This is a genomic window from Psychrobacter sp. FME6 (assembly GCF_014861365.1).
Classification (GTDB): Bacteria; Pseudomonadota; Gammaproteobacteria; order Pseudomonadales; family Moraxellaceae; genus Psychrobacter.
In genome coordinates this window covers 1-19,854 of the sequence record NZ_RRYW01000060.1, presented here as the reverse complement: position 1 = coordinate 19,854, position 19,854 = coordinate 1, and the positions used below count along the sequence as shown (strand labels likewise).

At 41.6% G+C, this 19,854-nt stretch carries 17 protein-coding genes; 8 read left to right on the top strand and 9 right to left on the bottom strand.

Going from position 1 to position 19,854, the window contains the following annotated elements; genetic code table 11:
* The first annotated feature begins 113 nt into the window (after positions 1–113).
* From EI162_RS09560 to EI162_RS09550, 3 genes are all read left to right on the top strand, one after another.
* Complete coding sequence (locus EI162_RS09560; protein ID WP_192524150.1) at positions 114–824, top strand: succinate dehydrogenase iron-sulfur subunit; 711 nt, start codon at positions 114–116, stop codon at positions 822–824.
* Between the two features lie 11 nt (positions 825–835).
* The gene (locus tag EI162_RS09555) at positions 836–2,407 is read left to right on the top strand and encodes a leucine-rich repeat domain-containing protein (RefSeq protein WP_192524149.1); all 1,572 of its coding nucleotides are present in this window, start codon (positions 836–838) and stop codon (positions 2,405–2,407) included.
* 290 nt (positions 2,408–2,697) lie between these two features.
* On the top strand, positions 2,698–2,997 hold the full coding sequence (locus tag EI162_RS09550; protein WP_192524148.1) for a hypothetical protein: 300 nt from the start codon (positions 2,698–2,700) through the stop codon (positions 2,995–2,997).
* Positions 2,998–3,080: 83 nt separating this feature from the next.
* On the opposite strand, the gene EI162_RS09545 is transcribed toward EI162_RS09550, so the two are convergent.
* Positions 3,081–3,770, bottom strand: a complete 690-nt coding sequence (locus tag EI162_RS09545; RefSeq protein ID WP_192524147.1) for a Crp/Fnr family transcriptional regulator — start codon at positions 3,768–3,770, stop codon at positions 3,081–3,083.
* Positions 3,771–3,868: 98 nt separating this feature from the next.
* Here EI162_RS09545 and EI162_RS09540 point away from each other — a divergent pair, with 98 nt between their 5' ends.
* On the top strand, positions 3,869–4,678 hold the full coding sequence (locus EI162_RS09540; protein WP_263972267.1) for a class II aldolase/adducin family protein: 810 nt from the start codon (positions 3,869–3,871) through the stop codon (positions 4,676–4,678).
* A gap of 137 nt (positions 4,679–4,815) precedes the next feature.
* Positions 4,816–5,226 (top strand): DUF962 domain-containing protein, encoded by a 411-nt coding sequence (locus EI162_RS09535; RefSeq protein WP_192524146.1) that lies wholly within the window; start codon positions 4,816–4,818, stop codon positions 5,224–5,226.
* A 317-nt stretch (positions 5,227–5,543) separates the two neighbouring features.
* Here the strand turns inward: EI162_RS09535 and EI162_RS09530 are convergent, their stop codons facing one another.
* The gene (locus EI162_RS09530; protein WP_192524145.1) at positions 5,544–6,683 is read right to left on the bottom strand and encodes a M14-type cytosolic carboxypeptidase; all 1,140 of its coding nucleotides are present in this window, start codon (positions 6,681–6,683) and stop codon (positions 5,544–5,546) included.
* A 589-nt stretch (positions 6,684–7,272) separates the two neighbouring features.
* On the opposite strand from EI162_RS09530, the gene EI162_RS09525 reads away from it, so the two are divergent.
* On the top strand, positions 7,273–8,112 hold the full coding sequence (locus EI162_RS09525; RefSeq protein WP_318779309.1) for a DUF5020 domain-containing protein: 840 nt from the start codon (positions 7,273–7,275) through the stop codon (positions 8,110–8,112).
* 146 nt (positions 8,113–8,258) lie between these two features.
* Here the strand turns inward: EI162_RS09525 and moaC are convergent, their stop codons facing one another.
* The 6 genes from moaC to surE all read right to left on the bottom strand — a co-directional run bounded on the left by moaC (position 8,259) and on the right by surE (position 14,758).
* Complete coding sequence (gene moaC, locus EI162_RS09520; protein ID WP_192524144.1) at positions 8,259–8,765, bottom strand: cyclic pyranopterin monophosphate synthase MoaC; 507 nt, start codon at positions 8,763–8,765, stop codon at positions 8,259–8,261.
* Between the two features lie 24 nt (positions 8,766–8,789).
* Complete coding sequence (locus tag EI162_RS09515) at positions 8,790–9,515, bottom strand: molybdenum cofactor guanylyltransferase (RefSeq protein ID WP_192524143.1); 726 nt, start codon at positions 9,513–9,515, stop codon at positions 8,790–8,792.
* A 157-nt stretch (positions 9,516–9,672) separates the two neighbouring features.
* A complete protein-coding gene (gene glp, locus EI162_RS09510; RefSeq protein WP_192524142.1) occupies positions 9,673–10,968 on the bottom strand; it encodes a gephyrin-like molybdotransferase Glp in 1,296 nt (431 codons plus the stop codon).
* Positions 10,969–11,289: 321 nt separating this feature from the next.
* Complete coding sequence (locus tag EI162_RS09505; protein ID WP_192524141.1) at positions 11,290–12,606, bottom strand: lytic murein transglycosylase; 1,317 nt, start codon at positions 12,604–12,606, stop codon at positions 11,290–11,292.
* Positions 12,607–12,719: 113 nt separating this feature from the next.
* On the bottom strand, positions 12,720–13,541 hold the full coding sequence (locus EI162_RS09500) for a LysM peptidoglycan-binding domain-containing M23 family metallopeptidase (RefSeq protein WP_192524140.1): 822 nt from the start codon (positions 13,539–13,541) through the stop codon (positions 12,720–12,722).
* A 365-nt stretch (positions 13,542–13,906) separates the two neighbouring features.
* Positions 13,907–14,758 (bottom strand): 5'/3'-nucleotidase SurE, encoded by an 852-nt coding sequence (gene surE / locus EI162_RS09495; protein ID WP_192524139.1) that lies wholly within the window; start codon positions 14,756–14,758, stop codon positions 13,907–13,909.
* A 586-nt stretch (positions 14,759–15,344) separates the two neighbouring features.
* On the opposite strand from surE, the gene EI162_RS09490 reads away from it, so the two are divergent.
* Both EI162_RS09490 and EI162_RS09485 read left to right on the top strand, forming a co-directional pair.
* Positions 15,345–15,779 (top strand): MCR_0457 family protein, encoded by a 435-nt coding sequence (locus tag EI162_RS09490; RefSeq protein WP_192524138.1) that lies wholly within the window; start codon positions 15,345–15,347, stop codon positions 15,777–15,779.
* Positions 15,780–16,382: 603 nt separating this feature from the next.
* Positions 16,383–17,549, top strand: coding sequence for a D-alanyl-D-alanine carboxypeptidase family protein (locus EI162_RS09485; RefSeq protein ID WP_192524137.1), 1,167 nt, complete (start codon positions 16,383–16,385; stop codon positions 17,547–17,549).
* 287 nt (positions 17,550–17,836) lie between these two features.
* On the opposite strand, the gene EI162_RS09480 is transcribed toward EI162_RS09485, so the two are convergent.
* Entirely contained in the window at positions 17,837–19,762 is a 1,926-nt protein-coding gene (locus EI162_RS09480; RefSeq protein ID WP_192524136.1) for a sensor histidine kinase, read from the bottom strand.
* Positions 19,763–19,854: the final 92 nt, after the last annotated feature.

The following is a 19,854-nucleotide window of genomic DNA, read 5'->3' as shown; positions in this document are numbered from 1 at the left end:
TTCTCGCTTGTGTCTTTATCTGGCTGCCGCTGATTTGAATTCTATACAGCCCCTAGTAAAGTATAGGAGTAATTTTTTAAACAATACTGCATCTATATTTGGAGTGTAATGCTATGAGCCGAGGTACTCGCACCATCGAAATCTATCGCTACGATCCTGATAAGGATGCAGCGCCGCGTATGCAAAGCTATACCATTGAACTTCTAGATTCAGATCGCATGTTACTTGATGTATTGATACGCCTTAAACAACAAGATGAAACCATCACTTTTCGCCGTTCCTGCCGTGAAGGTATTTGTGGCTCTGATGGCATGAACATCAATGGTAAAAATGCCTTGGCCTGTTTAACCAATATGAATAGCTTACCCGAGACAATCATTATTCGACCGTTACCAGGCTTGCCCGTGGTTCGTGATTTGGTTATCGATATGAACCAATTTTATGAACAATATGAAAAGATTCATCCCTACTTAATCAACGATCAGCCATTACCGGTAACGGAGCGCTTGCAGACGCCTGAGCAGCGCGAAAAGCTCAACGGTCTCTACGAGTGTATCTTATGCGCTTGTTGTTCAACGGCTTGCCCTTCATTTTGGTGGAATCCTGATAAGTTCTTAGGACCTGCCGCATTGTTAAATGCTAATCGCTTCGCTGTTGATAGCCGTGATACCGATACCCGAGCACGTTTGTTACGTTTAGAAGATCCGTTTAGTTTGTTTCGTTGTCGCGGTATTATGAATTGCGTGTTGTATTGTCCAAAAGGCCTAAACCCAACTAAAGCCATTGGTAATTTGCGTAATATGCTGATTAACCAAGCGGGCTGAGGAACGAGATTATGAGTCAAGATACTAATAACAACTCTCGGGAAATCTCTGTATTTGATACTTTCAGTACAGCGCTAGAGGTTAAAGCACTAGATATTGATAATAGTTGGATTGAGGAAATAAGAGAATGGTCAGACACATTTGATATGCTCGGCTATGAGACGCCTAATGATAAAGAGGTGTCTCGTATCCAAAAGCTAGAGGTTCTAGAAATTATAGAAGTGGAAGTCACTGGGCTAGACGAACAGGAATATAGACGTATATATAGAATAAATTATAGCTCTAATGAACTGACTTACCTCACAGGTCACGTGGAAATTAATTTTCATGGTATTAATTCGAGTGACTTAACAAATAATATGGACCACCTCACTAACCTAACGAAACTTTTTATTAATCGTTACGAGCTTAGAGAGCTACCTCAAAGTCTTGGGCAACTCAGTAACCTTACTGGGCTTTTTATTGATAAAAGCAAGCTCAGATACTTACCTGATAGTATTGGTCAGCTCAGTAACTTAACTAAGCTTGTTATTAGTCATTGCGAGCTTAGAGACTTACCGGATAGCGTCGGCCAACTCAGTAACCTCACTGAACTTTTTATCAGTCATTGTGATATTAAAGAATTGCCTAACAGTATTGGGCAACTCGTTAACCTTGTTGAACTTGATCTTATTCACTGTGAGCTTAAGGAGTTACCTGACTCTATTGATCAACTTGCTAGTCTTGCTAAGCTTTTTATCAGTGAATGTAAGATTGAATATCTACCTGATAGCATCGGCCAACTCAGTAATCTTACTGAGCTTGATCTGATTCATTGTAAGCTTAGACAGTTGCCTGATAGTATTGGTCAACTCACCAACCTAAATAAGCTTTATATTAACCATTGTGAGCTTACAGAATTACCTGACAGTATCGGACGACTGACTAATCTAACCGAGCTGTTCATTAGTCACTGCCCTCTTCAACAACTCTCTACCAACATTGGACAGCTCTCGAATCTAAATAAACTTGATATTATTCACTGTCAGCTTCAAGAATTACCTGATAGCATCGGACAGCTGACTAGCCTAGCTGAGCTTAATCTTATTCACTGTGAGCTTCAAGATTTACCCGGTAGTATGGGGCAACTCACTAGTCTTGCTGTGTTAAATCTGATCCACTGTGAGCTTAACAGCCTGCCCGATAGTATTGGCCAACTCACTAATCTGACTGTACTTAACCTTACTGGTTGTAAGATTAAAGAGTTACCAGATAGCATTGGCCAGCTCAACAACCTAAATAAGCTTTATATCAGTCATTGCGACCTTAAAAACCTACCGGATAGCGTTGGGCAACTTACTAATATGACTGAGCTATTTATAAGCCATTGTGATCTTAAAGATCTACCTGATAGCATCGGCCAACTCACGAAGTTAACTCAGCTTGATCTGATTCACTGTAATCTTAACAGCCTGCCTGATAGTATTTTACAGCTCACCAATCTAGACTGTATTAACCTTAAGGGAAACCCGCTTAATAGTCTTTCTCCAAATATACTGGATTACTTACATTCTATAGAGACTGTATACGGTTTGGAATTATAGATAATAACAAGCAGTAATGGCGTATTTAAGCCATATATTCAAGAGACTCTCCTAGATTCAAATAATAGTTATTTAGGGGTAGTAAGTCGCTATTACTAGCAAACTATAGTTAAGTATAAACAAAGAAGATACAAGTCACATAGTGTATTCACTTGCAGTGTACTGACAGGGTTGCTTAGAATTTAGCTCTGTTATTACCAATATAGAATTGAGCCTTATTTCACAATGAGCCGTTTATTCTTTAGTAATTTACGTATAGTATGATTACTAATTTTTAGGGAGAGAATATTATGATCTATTTTAAGAGAATGTTTTTCATATCCATCGTAACATTACTTGCCGGATGTATGTCTAATCCCGCTAGTAACAACACAGTAGATTCAGGTGTTGTTACGACATCATGGGAGAATCTAGTCTCTATGATTAATACTGGAAACTATCAATCCGTTGGCCAACAGCATGATAAAACGGTGAGGTTGGTTCTTGATAATGGAAAGGTATTTCAAGCTAAAGAGCCAAAAATAGATGATGTATATCAAGTTGTTAAGGATTGCTCGAAATGCTCAGGAAAGCCATTTCTAACAGAGTAAGCAGTATATAAATTATTCTTATTAAAAGTAAAAAAATGGTTGTAAACCAGTATTTACAGCCTTTCTTTTTTGTTCAACCCCTCCTAATCAGAGTTCATGATTACTAATAACTGAGCTTTGTCTTTAATGGTAATAAAACCATAGTGCATATCAAGCACTGCCTGTTTTTGCCATCTCTGTATTATTTTATTGATGGTTTGTCTGGTCGTGCCCAGCATAAATCCTAGCTCTTCTTGCGATAAGCGCAAGTCTATTTTAATAGTATCCCCCGTCTGCTTGCCATACGTTTCTACTAGCCCAATAATCGTACTAGCCAACCGTGCTGAGGTGTTTAATGAAGTGGCATCATTAATCCAATCAAAAGCTTTTCGGATTCTTTGGCAAGTAATGAGCGCCAAGTGCTTGTACAAAATAGGGTGCAATTGGGCGGTCTGCATCACCACGCCTCTAGGAATCGATAGGAGGGTAATCTTGTTCATAGTCCATGCATCATGCGTGCGAGGGTTATCATCTAAAATAGATATTTCACCAAACCAATCACCACTAGACAGGTGTGTCAACGTAACCCCATTGCCGCTCGCATTAATATTACATACTCTCATCGTGCCAGCCAGCAGCAAATGTAGGGCTGCTGCCTCATGGTCACCAACTGTCTGAATCATTTGGCGTTTTTGATATGTTTTTAGTACTGCATTAGCCGCTAATACGGCTTGCACATTGTCAGGCAGTTGGGTAAACCAGGGGTCTTGGTTTAAATAATGATTGATGTTCATAAGTGTAAGGTTTTTGACAGATTTGGTTTTATAAATGGTATAGAGTTATTGTTCAAGCTATTTAAAACGGATTGCTGACAACAATAAGGGACTATACCATGCAAACAACAACGCAAGAAAGCTCAACCGCTAATGATTCAGTAATGACTGACTCAAGCACGAGTCTACAGCATAATGTGAGCGAAGCAGAGTGGCAAATGCGCGTAGACCTTGCCGCTTGTTATCGGCTCATTGCCTCTTATGGCTGGGACGATCTGGTATTTACACATATATCGGCACGTGTACCAAGTACAGAAAATGAATTTTTAATCAATCCATATGGCCTATTGTTTGAGGAGATTACGGCTTCTAACTTGATTAAAGTAAACCAAGACGGTGAAAAAGTATCGCCGTCAGAGTTCGATGTCAACCCAGCAGGCTTTACGATTCATAGTGCTGTACACCAAGCCCGTGACGACGCTCATTGTGTGCTTCATTTGCATACCAGTGACGGTGTGGCCGTCTCGATCCAAGAGCAAGGTTTATTACCTATTTCTCAGCAATCATTACTGCCCCTATCTAACTTGGCATACCACGATTATGAAGGCATTGCCTTAAACCCTGAAGAAAAAGTACGCTTGGTCGCCGATTTAGGGACCGCGAATTTTATGATTTTACGCAACCACGGCTTACTCACTTGCGCCAGTACAGTCGCAGATGCTTTTTTAGCCATGTATATCATGCAAAAAGCCTGTGAGATTCAAATTAAAGCACAGAGTGGCGGCCATACTTTGACTGCCATACCCACTCAAATATTAGCGGGTATTCAAGCGGCATCAAAACAAGTCACTAAAGAGGGTAATGGCGACATTGCATGGCCTGCTTTGTTAAGAAAGCTGCGCCGCACTGACCCCTCGTTTGAACAGTAATGGCATATAGCTGTCATAAAGCAAAAGTGCTTACTTAATATTTTTAAGTGCAATGAAATAATGGAAGCATTTATTTATTGAATTAGATATACCTGATGAACCAATGAAGTTACATAACCAACAAGGAAGCTAAAACTATGAAACAGACTGCTACCAAAACATCATCAATTAAAGATACAACCATAGAAAAAGACAGCAATGGCAATCTTATCAATAAAGAGAGCCCTGCCGATCAGAAATTTTATGACTTTTATTTAGATGAGCATCAAAACATAGCTTGTCGTCGCTTACATTTTGCGGGCAGTACTTTTGGCCTATTGGGACTGGCAAAATCCGTCAAAAACCGTTCAGTAAAGCCTTTAATTAAAGGCATTGCTGCTGGGTATGCCTGTGCATGGGTGGGACATTTCTTCTTCGAAAAAAACAAACCAGCCACCTTCAAATACCCACTACAAAGCTTTGCTGGCGACATACGTATGTATGGCGATGTGTTACGCGGCAATCTAAGTTTAAAAGATAAAAAGCTTGATAAAGCGCGTCAAAAGTAAGTATAAGAAACAAACACGCTATAGTCGATTCAACTTAAAAAGAATACAGCGCTGCTGGGATGCTTGCTTTTAAATATAAGTTTCGCAGCCTATGGAGTGCAAAACGCACAGCAAGTAAGGAAAACCTATACCAGCAAAGTACCGTTTGACTGGTATAAGTTTTATACCAGTCACAAAAATTAGACTAGCAAGGAAAACAATGAAAATAGCACAGGTAATATCAAGATATTAGCCAGCTATTTGACGCAGTTTGGCAAGATTTAGCCATTTTTAGCCCATTGAGTTGATTTTGTTCAGATTGAGGACATGCCCTAGACCTACCGTAAATCATCAACAACCGCTAGCATAGCAATTAATGATGCGTCACCCAATTTCATAGAACGCTCAGGTGACCAGCCCGTAACCGCATCAGGCACATTATCGTTGTCTTTAAAGGGCATCTCTAAGGTATTTGCAAGGCAATCAAAACGCTCCGCCACCCAGTTAGTGGCTACCGTCATATTCGCTGTGCCAGGTGCATCAACGTCATAACCAAATTCAGACTGAAAATCAGCACTAGCGAGTTTCAATACGTCTGAAAACCTATCTCGTAGCTGTGCGAGGCGATCGTTGTAACTTGGCGTTCCTTGAGAGCCAGCCAGAAATACAAAAGGTAAGGCTTCATCACCATGTACATCATAAAATAGATCAACGCCAGTCTGCTCCATTTTATGGATCACATGAAACACTTCAGGGCTTTTTTCTAAACTTGGGCTTGACCATTCACGGTTTAGATTGGTGCCAACGGCATTAGTCCGTAGATGCCCGCGCACGCTACCATCGGGATTCATATTAGGCACAATATAAAAGTTAGCTTTATCTAGTAATAACTTAGCCGTGGCATTATCCTCATCTAACAAGCTGCGCATCAGACCGTCAACCAACCATTCAGCCATTGTTTCGCCAGGGTGCTGACGGGCTATAATCCAAATATTGCGTTTATTTGCATTATTATTGCTATCGCCATCCCCAATTTTAACTAGGGTTAAATCGCGCTTATCAAGCGTTTCTCCCAGATGTTCTAAACACGCTAACGGATGCATTTGTACCGTTGCCAATAAATCTTGATGTTGCTCATAACTATAAGGGGCAAAATAAGCAATTTGAATGCTTTCATAGTCCATATCTGCCACTATCGTTAACTTCCCATCTTTATAAGACGTAGGTAAACGAAACCAATGCTGACGATCATATGATGCCACTGCTTGGTAATTGTCCCATCCTTCGAGATAGGATGCCTCACCTGCATTAACAATATTGAGAACATACTGCTCTCCAATTTCAGCTTCCATACGAAAGTTGAACCATTGGAAAAACTCGCCGCCAAAGTCTGGGCAAATAGCCAATTGAATGTTTTTTTTATCTTCTACATTAATAACGTCAATATTACCGGCATCAAAATTAGCAGTGATACGCATAACTTCTCCTTAACTGATTTTTATGGTGTTGTAAAAAAATATTGCGATGTGAGTCAGGGCGTGCGCCAAAAAACAATATGACAGCCTAGCTTTAGATGCTAATACCAATATAACAAACTTAGATTATAAAGTTTAAATCAGTTTCGCCTCAGGTATCCATTTATTTGAGGTTTTTTTGTGTTTGTAAGTTTTCTGTTTTTATTTTTGATATTACAAAATTAATATTCCTGACCATTTAGTCAGTTATTTTTAATAGAATCATAAACTTAGCCAATATCAACAACTTAGAGAACTCAGATTTTCCTTATTTACAGAAACTTTGTAGTTGTCAGGGCTTATTAAACATGCTTAACTGTTTCAAAGTGTTAATGATTGCTGCAGTAAATCATCAAAAGTGACAGATTTTGCAGCCTTTAAATATGCTTACATTGACAGTGTTTGTCTTAATAACTCTTTATTTTTATCGAAAGCTGACTCTACTTTTTCCTAGCATCATAGGCGCGTTTTGATAGGAAGTTAAAACTCGTTTGACATGCCATGACCGCAAAGCCTGCTAGGACCCAACCACTGTATATAAAGGAATACTACTGTGCGTTATAATTTATCTTCAAGCCTACCATTGACCACCAAATCGCCTAAGACTCTTAGCCGTAAATCTCTTTGTATCAAACCATTAGCGACCGCTGCTATTGCTATTGTAGCTTTGGGCGGTATGACTGGCGCTCATGCCAAAACCTTATTTAAAGACACCAGTGTTACTGTACTGCACGGTGGTAACTTTAAGCTGCTACCTGGCGACGTAGATGATCTAACAACAATGACACTAGAACACGCCTCTACGCATGATTGGGGTGGTGTATTCTTCTTCGTTGACCGTCATCAAGGTGGAAAATACGACGTTATAGATGGTGCAACTGGTGATGTTGTTGATACGAAAAGATATAAAGAAACTTTCGGTAAGTTTTCTCCTAAATTTAAAGTGGCAACATTTAACGACAGCTTTATCAAACAAGTCAACGTCGCGGGTGTTTATGAGTTCAGCTCAAACAGCACCGGTTTTGGTCAAGACAACTACTGGGCGGGTCTTGGCGTAGACTTAGACTTACCAATTCCTGGTATGAAGTACGCATCTGCGACCTTGTATCACTCCTTTAACGAAACGAAGCCTGATGACCAAAAAATCACGTTAACCGCTGCTTGGGAACGCGATAAAGTGTTGATTGATGGTTATGTTGATTTTGGTTTTAACAGTGATACGCTTGAAGATAATATTCACTTTAACCCACAAGTTAAGTACAACTTGCAAGAAGCGCTTGGCCTTGATAACCGTTTAGAAGTCGGTGGTGAGTACAGCTATTGGAAAAATAAATTTGGTGTCGATGGGGTCGACGAACATGCTGTTATGGCACTGGTAAAATACCACTTTTAAGCCGCGATTGACTTTAAAGTATCAATCAAAAAAAACCTCATTCAATGTAATATTGAATGAGGGTTTTTCTATGGTTAATTCACTCTAAAGCCGATACGATTGTCATAACCTGCTATGACTAACCATTAAAACAATCAACCACTACCTTAAGCATGGTTATAATCTGACTTGCCACCGGTTTTGTTTATTAGATGGATATTATCAATGGCGATGTCATGTGACAGTGCTTTGGTCATGTCGTAGATAGTTAGGCAAGCAACGCTAACAGCGGTTAACGCTTCCATCTCTACCCCTGTTTTATGTGTGACTTTTACGCTTGCGCTGACGGTAATCGCATTGAGTGCATCGTCATAAATGAAAGTCAGTCCGATTTTATCTAGCGGTAACGGATGACAAAGTGGAATAAGGTCGTGTGTACGCTTCGCTGCCATAATACCAGCGATATGCGCAGTCTGTGTGATACTGCCTTTTTTGGTCATGCCATCAGCAGCTTTGATTTGTGTATAGATATCACTCGGAAAACGAACTTGCCCAACAGCATGGGCTTCTCGGGTCGTTGTATGTTTGCCACTGACATCGACCATATGAATATCACCGTCACTGTCTAGGTGCGATAAAGTAGGCTGGGTTTTTTTCTGGCTATTGGTATTCATAGATAAACTCTCTCGATAACTTTTTTATAAATCACTTAAAGCGGTACATGCTCTTTTAAAATCTTCAGGAGTATTAAAATTGGTCAGATGCTGCCACTCGTTCATAAACGGCACACAATGCACAACAGGCTGAATAAATGACATCACTCTACGCTGACCACTATCAATATAGGCTCTTAAATCAGGCTCAATACTCAGACGGTAGAGCCCCAATAATGGATATAAATGGTTAGCATCTGTTAAGCAAATTATGTTTTTATCATCAGCCTGAGCAATGAAAGGTTGCAGTGTCTGCCACAAATCAGTAGCAGGTATCAAGCTATCACAGCTAATGACCAACAACCACGATGAATGCCTATTTTTTATAGTGATTGAGTCATCTAGATTTATCAGTGTCTGCAACGCAGATTCAATCGCTACTAACGCGCCGCCAGTATCAATCTCTTTGTCACTCCTTAGAGAGGTTGTGCTCTTTAAAGAGTGATAGTCAGCAATATGCAGAATAGGCGACTGGGGACTATGTAAGGCTACATTTGCATTGGTATTAAAGCCACGGCCATTATCTGCAATCATAATAGGTGGGTTTACATCAGCCACGTTTAAGCCGCGCGCATGACGGAGGTGATAGTCCAGCAAGTACTCACCTGTCGGTAGAGTGAGCTTGGCCTTGGGCGTGCCCATGCGTCTCGATGCACCGCCCGCCAAAACAACCACCCCAGCCAAGCTGTCTAAACCGTTTAAAGTATTCATTATGGCTCAATATTATTTATGATGAAAACACTTATGGTAAAATCAATTGTCAGGATGAACTCTCGTCTTCCTATCGCTATCAGACGCTAGGGCGTGTCCTCAATTCAAGCGATTGTATCTAAATGGGCTAAACAACCTAATGCTGGCACACACTAAGTCAAACATGCAGCCAAGGGAAAGGCTGTACTATCACCTGACTGTCTGCTGACACATTGCCACTGTCTTTATCCAAAACGATAAAGCAATTGGCGCGGCTAAGCTGTTTGATACGGTGCGACTGCTGACCTGATAGGCACTCAACTTGGTAATGACCAGACTTATTTTTTGACAATATCCCGCGCTGAAAATCTTTGCGACCGACGCTTTTTTTGACGTCATTGCTCAGCAATGCTTCGATACTCAGTTGCATGGGTCGCTCTGCCAACTCAGCACCTGACATCTGCCATAACGCTGGTATCACAAAATTTAGCGCACCAACGACGGTAGAGAGCGGGTTGCCCGGCAAACCAAAATATAATACTGGCTTATCAAGACCTTTATTTAGTTCACCAAAGACAAAAGGCTTACCCGGTTTCATCGCCACTTTATAGTGGTTAATCTGCCCTAACCTTTCAATCACAGTGGTCAAAAAATCATAATCGCCCACTGATACACCAGCCGTTGATATCAACACATCACAGTCTTGCATCGCTTGGCTAACGGCGGTAGTCGTCTGCTCTAAGTTATCGGGGATGATGCCATAATCACGAATGCTAATAGGCATATCTGATAGCAAGCTTTTAAGGGTTGGCGTATTGGAGTTATATATTTGCGCCAAGCTTTCAAGCTCATTGCCAATGGCAACCAATTCATCACCAGTCGCCAGTACACCTACCGTCAGTGGCTCGAATACCTCAACTTGGCTAACACCTAAGTTTGCCAGTAGGCTGATATCAGCAGGATTGATCCGCTTACCGACTTTTAAGACTGCTTCGCCCGCCTCAATCTCCTCGCCTTGCTTGCGAATATTGTTATCGACCTTAGCGGCCTGTAGTAGTGTAATAGCATAAGGCTGTGATTTATCGAGCGTATCTTTTATATCCGCAAAGTTGGTGTTCTCTTGCATGATGACCGTATCACAGTTATCAGGCACGACAGCGCCCGTAAAAATACGGACACCTTGTCCAGTTGTCAACTCACCAATATAGGCACTACCAGCCTGTGACTCTCCAACTATATCGATAACGCTTTCTTTTGATAAATCGCTACCCTGAGCAATCGCATAACCATCCATCGCGGATACATTTTGTCTTGGCACATCAAACGACGAGACAATTTCTTGCGCCAATATTTGATTACGACTATTGAGTAGCTCGCAGGTAGTAATTACTCTTTTTTGTAGCGGCCAGTCGTTAATATTATAATTGTCTATACGCAGCTGTATCGCAGACTGTAATGCTTCCATGGTAATCATAAAGGTACACTCTTTTAATCGTTTTATATTCGTATTTAAGGTTTGAAAAACCCTGTATTTAAAAAATCATTTTTAAAAGTACTATCTTTAAAAGTGCTGGCTTTAAAAACACCTTGTCTTTAAAAGTACTTTGTCTTCACTTTAAAAATGGCAAAAAAGCACCTTATCAAGGTGCTTTTTTATTGTGCTCATTGCTCATTAAAATGAAAGACATCGTCTTAATAAGCTCAGACAATTAAAGTACAGTAAAAGAACCTATCAGCCAGGCTGAAAACATGAATTAACAAAGCCAATACCAAAGATGAATGCCAACAACCTATTTCACCATGATGCTAACGAAGACGCACTACGCTGGGTGATAAAACCGTCTGGAGTCTGACCATTATCTGCCTGCCAGCGCTGGAATGCCTTACGTGTATTGGTACCAACGATACCATCAGCGCCTTTGGTATCATAGCCTGAATTGGTCAGACGTTGTTGCAAATTGCGCACTTGATTGGTCGATAATGGACGCTCATAGCGCGGCCATGATTTCTGCAAACCGCCTTGTCCCGCCAGCGCCTTACCCAATAAGCTAACTCCTAACGCATAACTTGACGAATTATTATAGACCTTTATTACATCAAAGTTCGGGCTGAGTAGCAGCACTGGGCCATCCTTGCCAGCTGGTAACCATAGCTCCATTTCTGTATTGGCATCCAAATAAACATCGGCTATCGTATCAACGCCCATCGCCGCCCATCTAGCAGCTGGTTGCTTAGTGCCAACAGCCGAATAATCAAATGAAGTAGGAACAGTCGCCTCATAAAACGGTGCTAGACCACGAACCCAGCCTGAGTTACTCAGATAATTGGCGGTAGAGGCCAAAGCATCGCTTGTTGACCACGGATTGCGATGACCATTACCATCACCGTCCACGCCATGTTGCAGCCAAGTATCGGGGATAAACTGAGTCTGACCCATACCGCCCGCCCAAGAGCCATCCAGCTGCGACCAAGACACATCACCGCGCTGTAATAACGTCGCCAATGATAACAATTGAGTTTCGGCAAATTTTTGGCGACGACCATCGTAGGCAAGGCTAGCCAGCGAGCTGGGTATGTTGCTATTACCCGTCACCGCACCATATGACGACTCCATGCCCCATATCGCCGCGATGATTTCTGCATTGACGCCATATTGCGATTCTAACTGCGATAAAAACGAGCGTTGCTCGGAAAATTTACGCTTACCCGTGCTCACGCGCCCATCAGATACGGCAGAGTCTACATATTCCCATGGCATCTTAGAAAACTCGGGCTGCCCTGAGTCAAGCGAGATAACTTGCTGATTTAGATAAGCCGAATCAAGTAGACGGCGGATAGTCTGAGCATCATAGCCTGACGACATCGCACGCGTCGAGAAGTCTGACTTCCAATCAGAAAAGCTACCATAGCTTGGCTTTGGTGTCGTTTGCGGTTTAACCACTGGTTTAACGACTGGCTTCGGTGTTGGTTTTACTTTAATGGTTTGGTTCTGAGTAATCTGAACGTTACCTTGACGCACAGGCTTGTTCGTCTTTTGCATCGCTTGCTGGCTCGTACACCCGACCATCACTAAGGCCGGAAAAAGTGCGATATATTGTTTTTTTAAAATCATAAAATTTCTCAAGTATGGATAAGTAGAGTGGCTCACTCAATAAAGCATTGTTAATAGCATCATCAAATTGAACACGCCATTGAAAATATGGCCTTAAATTTAACCTCCTAGATTTAACGCCCTAGTACTGCGCGTGGATCAATAGGATTGCCATTTAAACGTACTTGGAATTCTAAGCCGACTTGATTGGTTTCACCGCTACTACCCATATTTGCAATACGTTGACCATGTTGCACTTGATCCCCTTCTTTGACGAGCAACTTGCTATTGTGTGCATAGGCAGTGATATAGTTATCGCTATGGCGAATCATAATCAGCTCGCCATATTCTGGTAGACCATTACCTGAGTAAAGTACCGTCCCAGATTGACTGGCAAGCACTGGATCGCCAACCTTACCAGCGAACCACATACCCATATTGCCAGCTGCTGCATCAAAATTGCGGGTCACTTGGTTGCGGCTCGGGTATTCATAACCTGATGTGGTGTTGGCAGTCACTTCGTACGCAGGATTTTGCGAGCTATTATTGGGCGCACTGTTTGTATTAGACGAAGTGTTTGCAGGAGGGGTATAAGTTGGCTGACGCTGGGCCGACGCGTTATAGCGGTTATTATTGGCTGTCGCCGCTTGTGTTCCTTGCCACAGTTTAAGCCATTGTCCGCTATAGATCGTATATTTACTGTCTAAGCCATTGAGCGAACCAATTTTACGGTAACTGAGGCGATAGCGCTCAGCAAGTTGACTGACCGTATCACCGCGTTGCACACGATGATAGTTAGGGACGCCTTGTGCGTTAGTAATAATCTTAGGACCCGCTTGGTTGGCTGATTGATAAGTCGGTTTGGTCGCACAACCCACCACAGTCAGGGTCGCTGCGCTCAGAGTGCCAATCAAAGCCGCTTTTGCAAGATGCGATCCAGTCGTAAGCTTTTTCATACAAGGTTCCTGTTCTTTATGTTACTCATCAATTTTTATGTTGCTTATCGGTTTTAAATTAATCAGAAGCACTTTGTGCCACTCACAAGCCTCTTAATGTTTTTCTGTACTTTATAATAGCCTAACAAACACCATTATCAATCATTTAACAGGCTATATCGTTGATTTACCTTTGTCTTTATAAAAAATCTATTTGGATTGTTTATACAGGGCGCGCCATCATTTAGGTTATGAAGCTTAAAGGGGGAGCTAGAAAAAATACCATGAATATAGGGGCTGTATAACATAAAACAATACGAAAGCAATACGATTGTAATAATGTGCTATTGGATCACACGCCATAGTTACTTATCTTATATAGTTACTTATAGCGCTAATGCTGATAGCGTCTCTAATGCTGCCGCTGGTGTGTGGTGCAGCCGTACCGGTGAGAGACTTATATAGCCTGCTGCTACGGCTTGGTCATCCGTCATTTTTGTGGTCAAAAAACCTGTCATCTGCTCTGGTGTTTTCTGATGAGGCGGCCATGGTTCAGGGACTTTATCTTTCAACACCTCATTTTGACGCTTGCGCAACGACAACCAATACGCATCTCGCCCGCGTGGATCGACCATATGGTGTACAGGCCGAGCTATCTGGCTGTGCCCCAACGCAGTGATTTTTCGACCCTTAATATCGTCGGTATTATCTACATTAGGAATATTAACGTTTAATACATGATAGGGCAAATTTTTGACTGCATCTAAAATTGGCGTTTCGGTAAATAGCTTGGCGATCTCATTTGCCGCCATTTGATAATCACTCACCTGCTCTTGGCCCTTGCCTTTTACCCCGCCGCCGACTAAGGAAGTCGCGATAGCTGGTATGCCAAATAGCTGTGCCGTGAGCGCGGCACCAAAGGTACCAGAAAACATAACGTCCTGACCCAAATTGGCGCCTGAGTTGATACCCGTAATTACGCAGTCAAAGCGTGTCTGACGATACAATTCATGCAAGGCTAAATAAATACAATCAGCGGGCGAGCCGTTAACGGCTATTGCACCAGAGGGTAATTGCTGCGTATGTAAGGGCTTAGAAACACTCAAAGCACTCGCACAGCCACTTTGTTCATCGTTTGGCGCGACGACCACCACGTCTCCGATAGATGATAGCGCCTGAGACAGCGCTAATAATCCTGGGGCATTTACACCATCATCATTACTAATTAAAAATTTCATCGTTATTCTCTATAACAAGCTCTCTATACCCTATACCAAGCTCTCTATATTAAGCTTTCTATACTCATAAATGACCGTCTGTCCACTTATCAGACTTATCCTCATAAAATTGCTATAATCAGAGCTGCTGATAGTGGGTTACTTATTGATAAACCCATCTTATTAATACCCATCTTATTAATAATAATCACCGTACTTTATTTCTGCTTAGATACTAGAGCGTGTTGAACCAACACAAACAGGTACTGCTCAAAAGAGCAAATGTAGGCGATTATACCTTAATAAAGCACCGACACGAACTCAGAATTTATCTGGCGATAAAAAATAAGGCTACGCCCTAGCAGCCTTATATTATCAAGCAGAAAACTAAATACTGAGCATTACGTTACAATAGACAACAACGCACAACAATATAAACTTATACTTTTATGCTGAGGCAACTTAGCCGTCTATGCTGCTGATATGTTGCTATAAGATAGCGTTGGCTCACAAGATATCTACACATAAACCAATATTTTATGTGACTTTTGTTTTTTTACCCATTAACATATGACCATTAAATAAAGATGAGCGAGTGTAATACTGAATGAATAATCAATCGATATTATCTATAGCTTCTGTGATAGCAAAGACCGCATCGAAAATTGGTCTGGCAGGACTGATAACGTCTGTTGCCATGCTGTCTCAAGCATCGTTTGCGGAAAGTAATCCTGCAACAACCATACCGCTAGATTTATCTGGCGTTAACATTACTAAGCATGAAATTGCGGTGATGCAAGTGCTGTCGGAGATATGCCCACCGATGCTTAGTGGTAATCAAAAACAGCGTTTTTATAAATCGTATAATGTCCAGCTACACGAGCTGATGCCGTCGTTAGAAGATCCAAAAGCAGCTATTCAATATCTGTCTACCCAGCAAGATTATCGTCAAATATTGCAAGGTATTCGTAGCTGGACGATGGGATTCTCAAAGCAAGAAAACAAAGCACTCTGCCAAGATTTAGCCGATGCTGAGTATTAATCGTAGGATCTGTAGTCGACGATGGGTAAGAATCGGTGTTGACGCTAGTTGGATAAAGCCCGTAATAATGAACAATAATAAAATAACGGCTCTATCTACTTTAAAACACTGGCTGCTTTAAAACGCTGAATTACCGCCCTCTAAAGATGGAGATATAAGCTTACTCGTTAAGCTTATATCATAAAAAAGCTTGCTGTAATCGCTTTCACATCACATAAGCGATTCAGCAGGCTTTTTTTGTGGCAATCCATTTAGGTGTCATCGAATCATTGTAGCGTCAGTCTACTATAAAAAATCTACGTTAAAAGACCTACGTTCAAAGTAGTGTTCCGCGGCTATTAACCCTACTACGCCCAAACATTTGATAAGTATTCACTTTTCTTTTCATCACCTCCTATTTTTTGCATTTATTGATTCCCCATCGGCTGGCATTTTGCTAAGATAAGGCGTTAATTTTATGTCTGTCGCTCAGTCGTTACTGCGCTCGTTTATATCTATTTTTCAACTTAATAGGTAAGACATGTGGTTGAAAACGGTGAATGAGGTTTGGTACTGGGCACAAGCGATAGATACATTTAGTTTCATGATGCGGTGTAACGATATATGACAGTAAAGCGCGTAAAAAACCAGCTTGTACAGCTGGTAGTTGGTGTTAGTATCTCTATGAGTGCAGTGATGGCGAGCGCAGCCATACAGCCGCCTGAGATGGACAATACCGCCTATGTATTGATGGATTACAATACTGGTGAAATCTTGGCACAAAAAAATGCCAATGAAGCTCTACCACCAGCATCTCTCACAAAAATGATGACCAGTTACATGATTGAGCAGCGCCTAGCATCGGGTGATCTCAAAGAGGACGAGCAGGTATTGATGAGTCAAAATGCTTGGTGCCGTGGTAGCAGCAGCCAGTCTTGCATGTATGTGCCCGTCAATAAAACGGCCAGTGTCATCGATATGCTACGCGGGATTATCATTCAATCTGGTAATGATGCCTCAAAAGCCATGGCTGAGCACATCGCTGGTAGCGAAGCGTCATTTGCTATCTTGATGAACGAGCAGGCGCAAAAAATTGGTATGGAAAACACCAATTTTGTCAACTCTACAGGCATGCCTGATGAAGGTCACCAGGCCTCAGCGTTAGATATGGCCAAGCTGGCACGAGCCATTATTAATAATAGCGGCGACTACTACAGCATTTATGCAGAAAAAGAGTTTACCTATAATGGTATTACGCAAGGTAACCGCAATGCCCTACTCGCTACCGACCCCACTGTCGATGGTTTAAAAACTGGCCATACTAATGCTGCCGGCTACTGCTTGGTCGCTTCGAGCAATCGTGAAGATATGCGCCTCATATCTGTGATTATGGGTACAAAAAGCCAGCAAGCTCGTGCTGATCAATCACGTGAATTACTGAATTGGGGTTTTGGTCATTTCACTACGGTTACCAAGGCACCAGCTGGGCAGTTCGTCAGTAAAGTACCTGTTTGGTTTGGCGAAGCCAAAGAAGTAGAGCTGACGACTGGCGATAATTTACAAATTCTAACGACCAAAACGCAAAAGAATAAAATCACTACTGTGATTGATATTCCTGAAAGCTTGGAAGCGCCCATCAAAAAAGGTCAAGAAATTGGCAAAATGATGGCGGTGATTGATGGAAAAGCAGTAGCGTCAGTGCCGGTCGTAGCGACTAGTGATATCGAGCAGTCAGGCTTTATGAGTCGTACTTGGCAGCGTGTGATGCGCTGGGTACAAAACCTGTTTTAAAAGTACAGTCTTTACTGAATAAAAAAAAGACGCCTTAAATTGGGCGTCTTTTTTATTGGATGGATATAAGGCAACCGAGTACAAATAGTATAGTTAAAATACTTTAAAAACGCTACGATACTGCTGGTATAGTTTTTTTGTAGCCTCTGTCTGCGTAGGCACAGCAAGCTAGAAAAAACGGTACCTGCAGTACGTGATGTATCGATTTTACTTTTCACTGACTATAGCTTTCGTACATACATTAAGCGAGATTAACGCCGTAGACGCTGATAGATGCTTTAATTATATTATGCCCACTCTAGCCAGCGCTTTAACAAGTCACTTAAGGCTTTATCCTTATATGTGGCACTATAACAGTAATCTACTCCAGCAGATTTTAAGCCATGCTCAAAACTATCTGCATATTGCCTTTGATGCTGTGGGTACCAATATATCAATAAAACACGATGCTCGCTGTTATCATTTTCTAACTGACGAATACGCTTGGCTAATGACTCTGCTTTGCTTGGAAACACATCTTCTGCAAACATGACCATATTGATTTTTTTGGAGTTTATCTCGTCCATCGCTAGCTGCTCATGCTGACAGTAAATGACGGTCGCTCCTAGCCGCTCTAGCTCATTCGCCAACGTTCCTGCCTCATGATAGTAATAATAAATAACGGTCAGTCCAGCCAATAGACTCTGTTGGCGCGTTTGCTGTTGGTTGGCCATCGGTATAATCAGCGTAAACTGTGTTCCTGTGCCAAGCGTACTATCAACCTCGATAGTAGCACCCATAAGCTGCGCCATTTGCTTGACGACTGGTAAACCAACACCTGAACCTTCATACTGACGAGTCTTTGATGAGTCCACCTGAAAAAAAGGATTGAAGATGTCACTGATATGATTACTATCGATACCAATACCTGTATCTTTTATCATGATTTGCCAGCGATTACTTTTATCAAAATGGGTTAGCTGCGAAGTGAGCGTCACCTTTCCCACTGGGGTAAATTTAATAGCGTTACTCAGCAGTATCGATAATATCTGTTGTATTTTTTCCAAATCGCCTGCAAGCGTATAGTCTATGTGATGGATATGACTGACTAATTCTAATCCTTTGCGTTGCGCAATAGGCTCAAATTCTGCCAACAGATCCGCAATCAACTGTAAGGGGTTGAACTCCATGCAGTTGATACTAATTTGACCTTTTTGTATTTGGTTCAATTGAATAATATGCTCAAGCGACAACACCAGTTTGTCACTGCCATCCTTGATGATTTCAACAGCATCTTTTTGTTCTCTATTAAGAGTGTCGTAATCTAACAGCTGCAAACCGCCTACAATGGCATTTAGCGAGGTTTTTAGCTCGTGCGTTATCATACTTTGAAAGTTATGCAGCTGTACATCAAGCGATACATCTTTGTTATGTAATTGCTGCTCAAAGACAGCAAGCGCCTCATAATCCTGTCTAGCGTCTTGTAAGCGATTAAACAACGCCGCGAAAGTCTGTTTAATCTGCACCAACTCCTGAAAATCAAAACGCTGTGCAATGACGGGTAACTGCTCGAGCTCTTTATTTTTTGCAACGAGGTAACATACCTCGGCCAAAGCCTCAATATCTTTGATCGGCCATTTGAGTTTGCGCAGAATGTACAGCGCCAAAAGAACCGCTAGTATCGTCGTTATAAACCATAATAATAAATTGCTTTGCAACCACTGTAAACGCAGCTCATTCACATCTAGCGTAATATTAATATAGCCAACGAGATCGCTATTATCATTACCCTCATCTATTGACTTATGAGCCGCTAATCCTTGAATGGCCTTTGAGTCATTTTTCGCGATATTGCTGTTGTTGATATAGTTACTGACTACGGGATAATTAAAGCTGACCGTACGGGCGAACAAAGCATTTCTCCAGTCCTTTCTTGATTGGCTGATATCGTCGATGGGCTGAGGGGTCGAATAAAATAAAATGCTTTGAATGCTCGGCTCATTATCTAATAGAAAAGCAACTTGCTCAGCCACGATGTCAGCACCATCTGCCGTCGAAGCGCTGGTGGTCAATAACTCAGCCAACTGCTGAATATGTTGATGTTTTTCTTGATAATGACGCACGAAGCCGTAAACAAAAGACAATAAAAGGCCCAACAGCACAGCCAAAGTAATGGCTTGCATGACAGAGCGCCAGATAAAGGTAGAAATGGTCTGAGATGGGAGGTTGTTCATATCACTCAACTGAGTTAAGACAACTTTATATTTATACTATAGTTAAAATACTTTAAAAACGCTACGATACTGCTGGTATAGTTTTTTTGTAG

Coding starts and splice junctions, on each gene's coding strand:
- EI162_RS09560 (WP_192524150.1), top strand. CDS start 114: ATGAGCCGAGGTACTCGCACCATCGAAATCTATCGCTACGATCCTGAT.
- EI162_RS09555 (WP_192524149.1), top strand. CDS start 836: ATGAGTCAAGATACTAATAACAACTCTCGGGAAATCTCTGTATTTGAT.
- EI162_RS09550 (WP_192524148.1), top strand. CDS start 2,698: ATGATCTATTTTAAGAGAATGTTTTTCATATCCATCGTAACATTACTT.
- EI162_RS09545 (WP_192524147.1), bottom strand. CDS start 3,770: ATGAACATCAATCATTATTTAAACCAAGACCCCTGGTTTACCCAACTG.
- EI162_RS09540 (WP_263972267.1), top strand. CDS start 3,869: ATGCAAACAACAACGCAAGAAAGCTCAACCGCTAATGATTCAGTAATG.
- EI162_RS09535 (WP_192524146.1), top strand. CDS start 4,816: ATGAAACAGACTGCTACCAAAACATCATCAATTAAAGATACAACCATA.
- EI162_RS09530 (WP_192524145.1), bottom strand. CDS start 6,683: ATGCGTATCACTGCTAATTTTGATGCCGGTAATATTGACGTTATTAAT.
- moaC (WP_192524144.1), bottom strand. CDS start 8,765: ATGAATACCAATAGCCAGAAAAAAACCCAGCCTACTTTATCGCACCTA.
- EI162_RS09515 (WP_192524143.1), bottom strand. CDS start 9,515: ATGAATACTTTAAACGGTTTAGACAGCTTGGCTGGGGTGGTTGTTTTG.
- glp (WP_192524142.1), bottom strand. CDS start 10,968: ATGATTACCATGGAAGCATTACAGTCTGCGATACAGCTGCGTATAGAC.
- EI162_RS09505 (WP_192524141.1), bottom strand. CDS start 12,606: ATGATTTTAAAAAAACAATATATCGCACTTTTTCCGGCCTTAGTGATG.
- EI162_RS09500 (WP_192524140.1), bottom strand. CDS start 13,541: ATGAAAAAGCTTACGACTGGATCGCATCTTGCAAAAGCGGCTTTGATT.
- surE (WP_192524139.1), bottom strand. CDS start 14,758: ATGAAATTTTTAATTAGTAATGATGATGGTGTAAATGCCCCAGGATTA.
- EI162_RS09490 (WP_192524138.1), top strand. CDS start 15,345: ATGAATAATCAATCGATATTATCTATAGCTTCTGTGATAGCAAAGACC.
- EI162_RS09485 (WP_192524137.1), top strand. CDS start 16,383: ATGACAGTAAAGCGCGTAAAAAACCAGCTTGTACAGCTGGTAGTTGGT.
- EI162_RS09480 (WP_192524136.1), bottom strand. CDS start 19,762: ATGAACAACCTCCCATCTCAGACCATTTCTACCTTTATCTGGCGCTCT.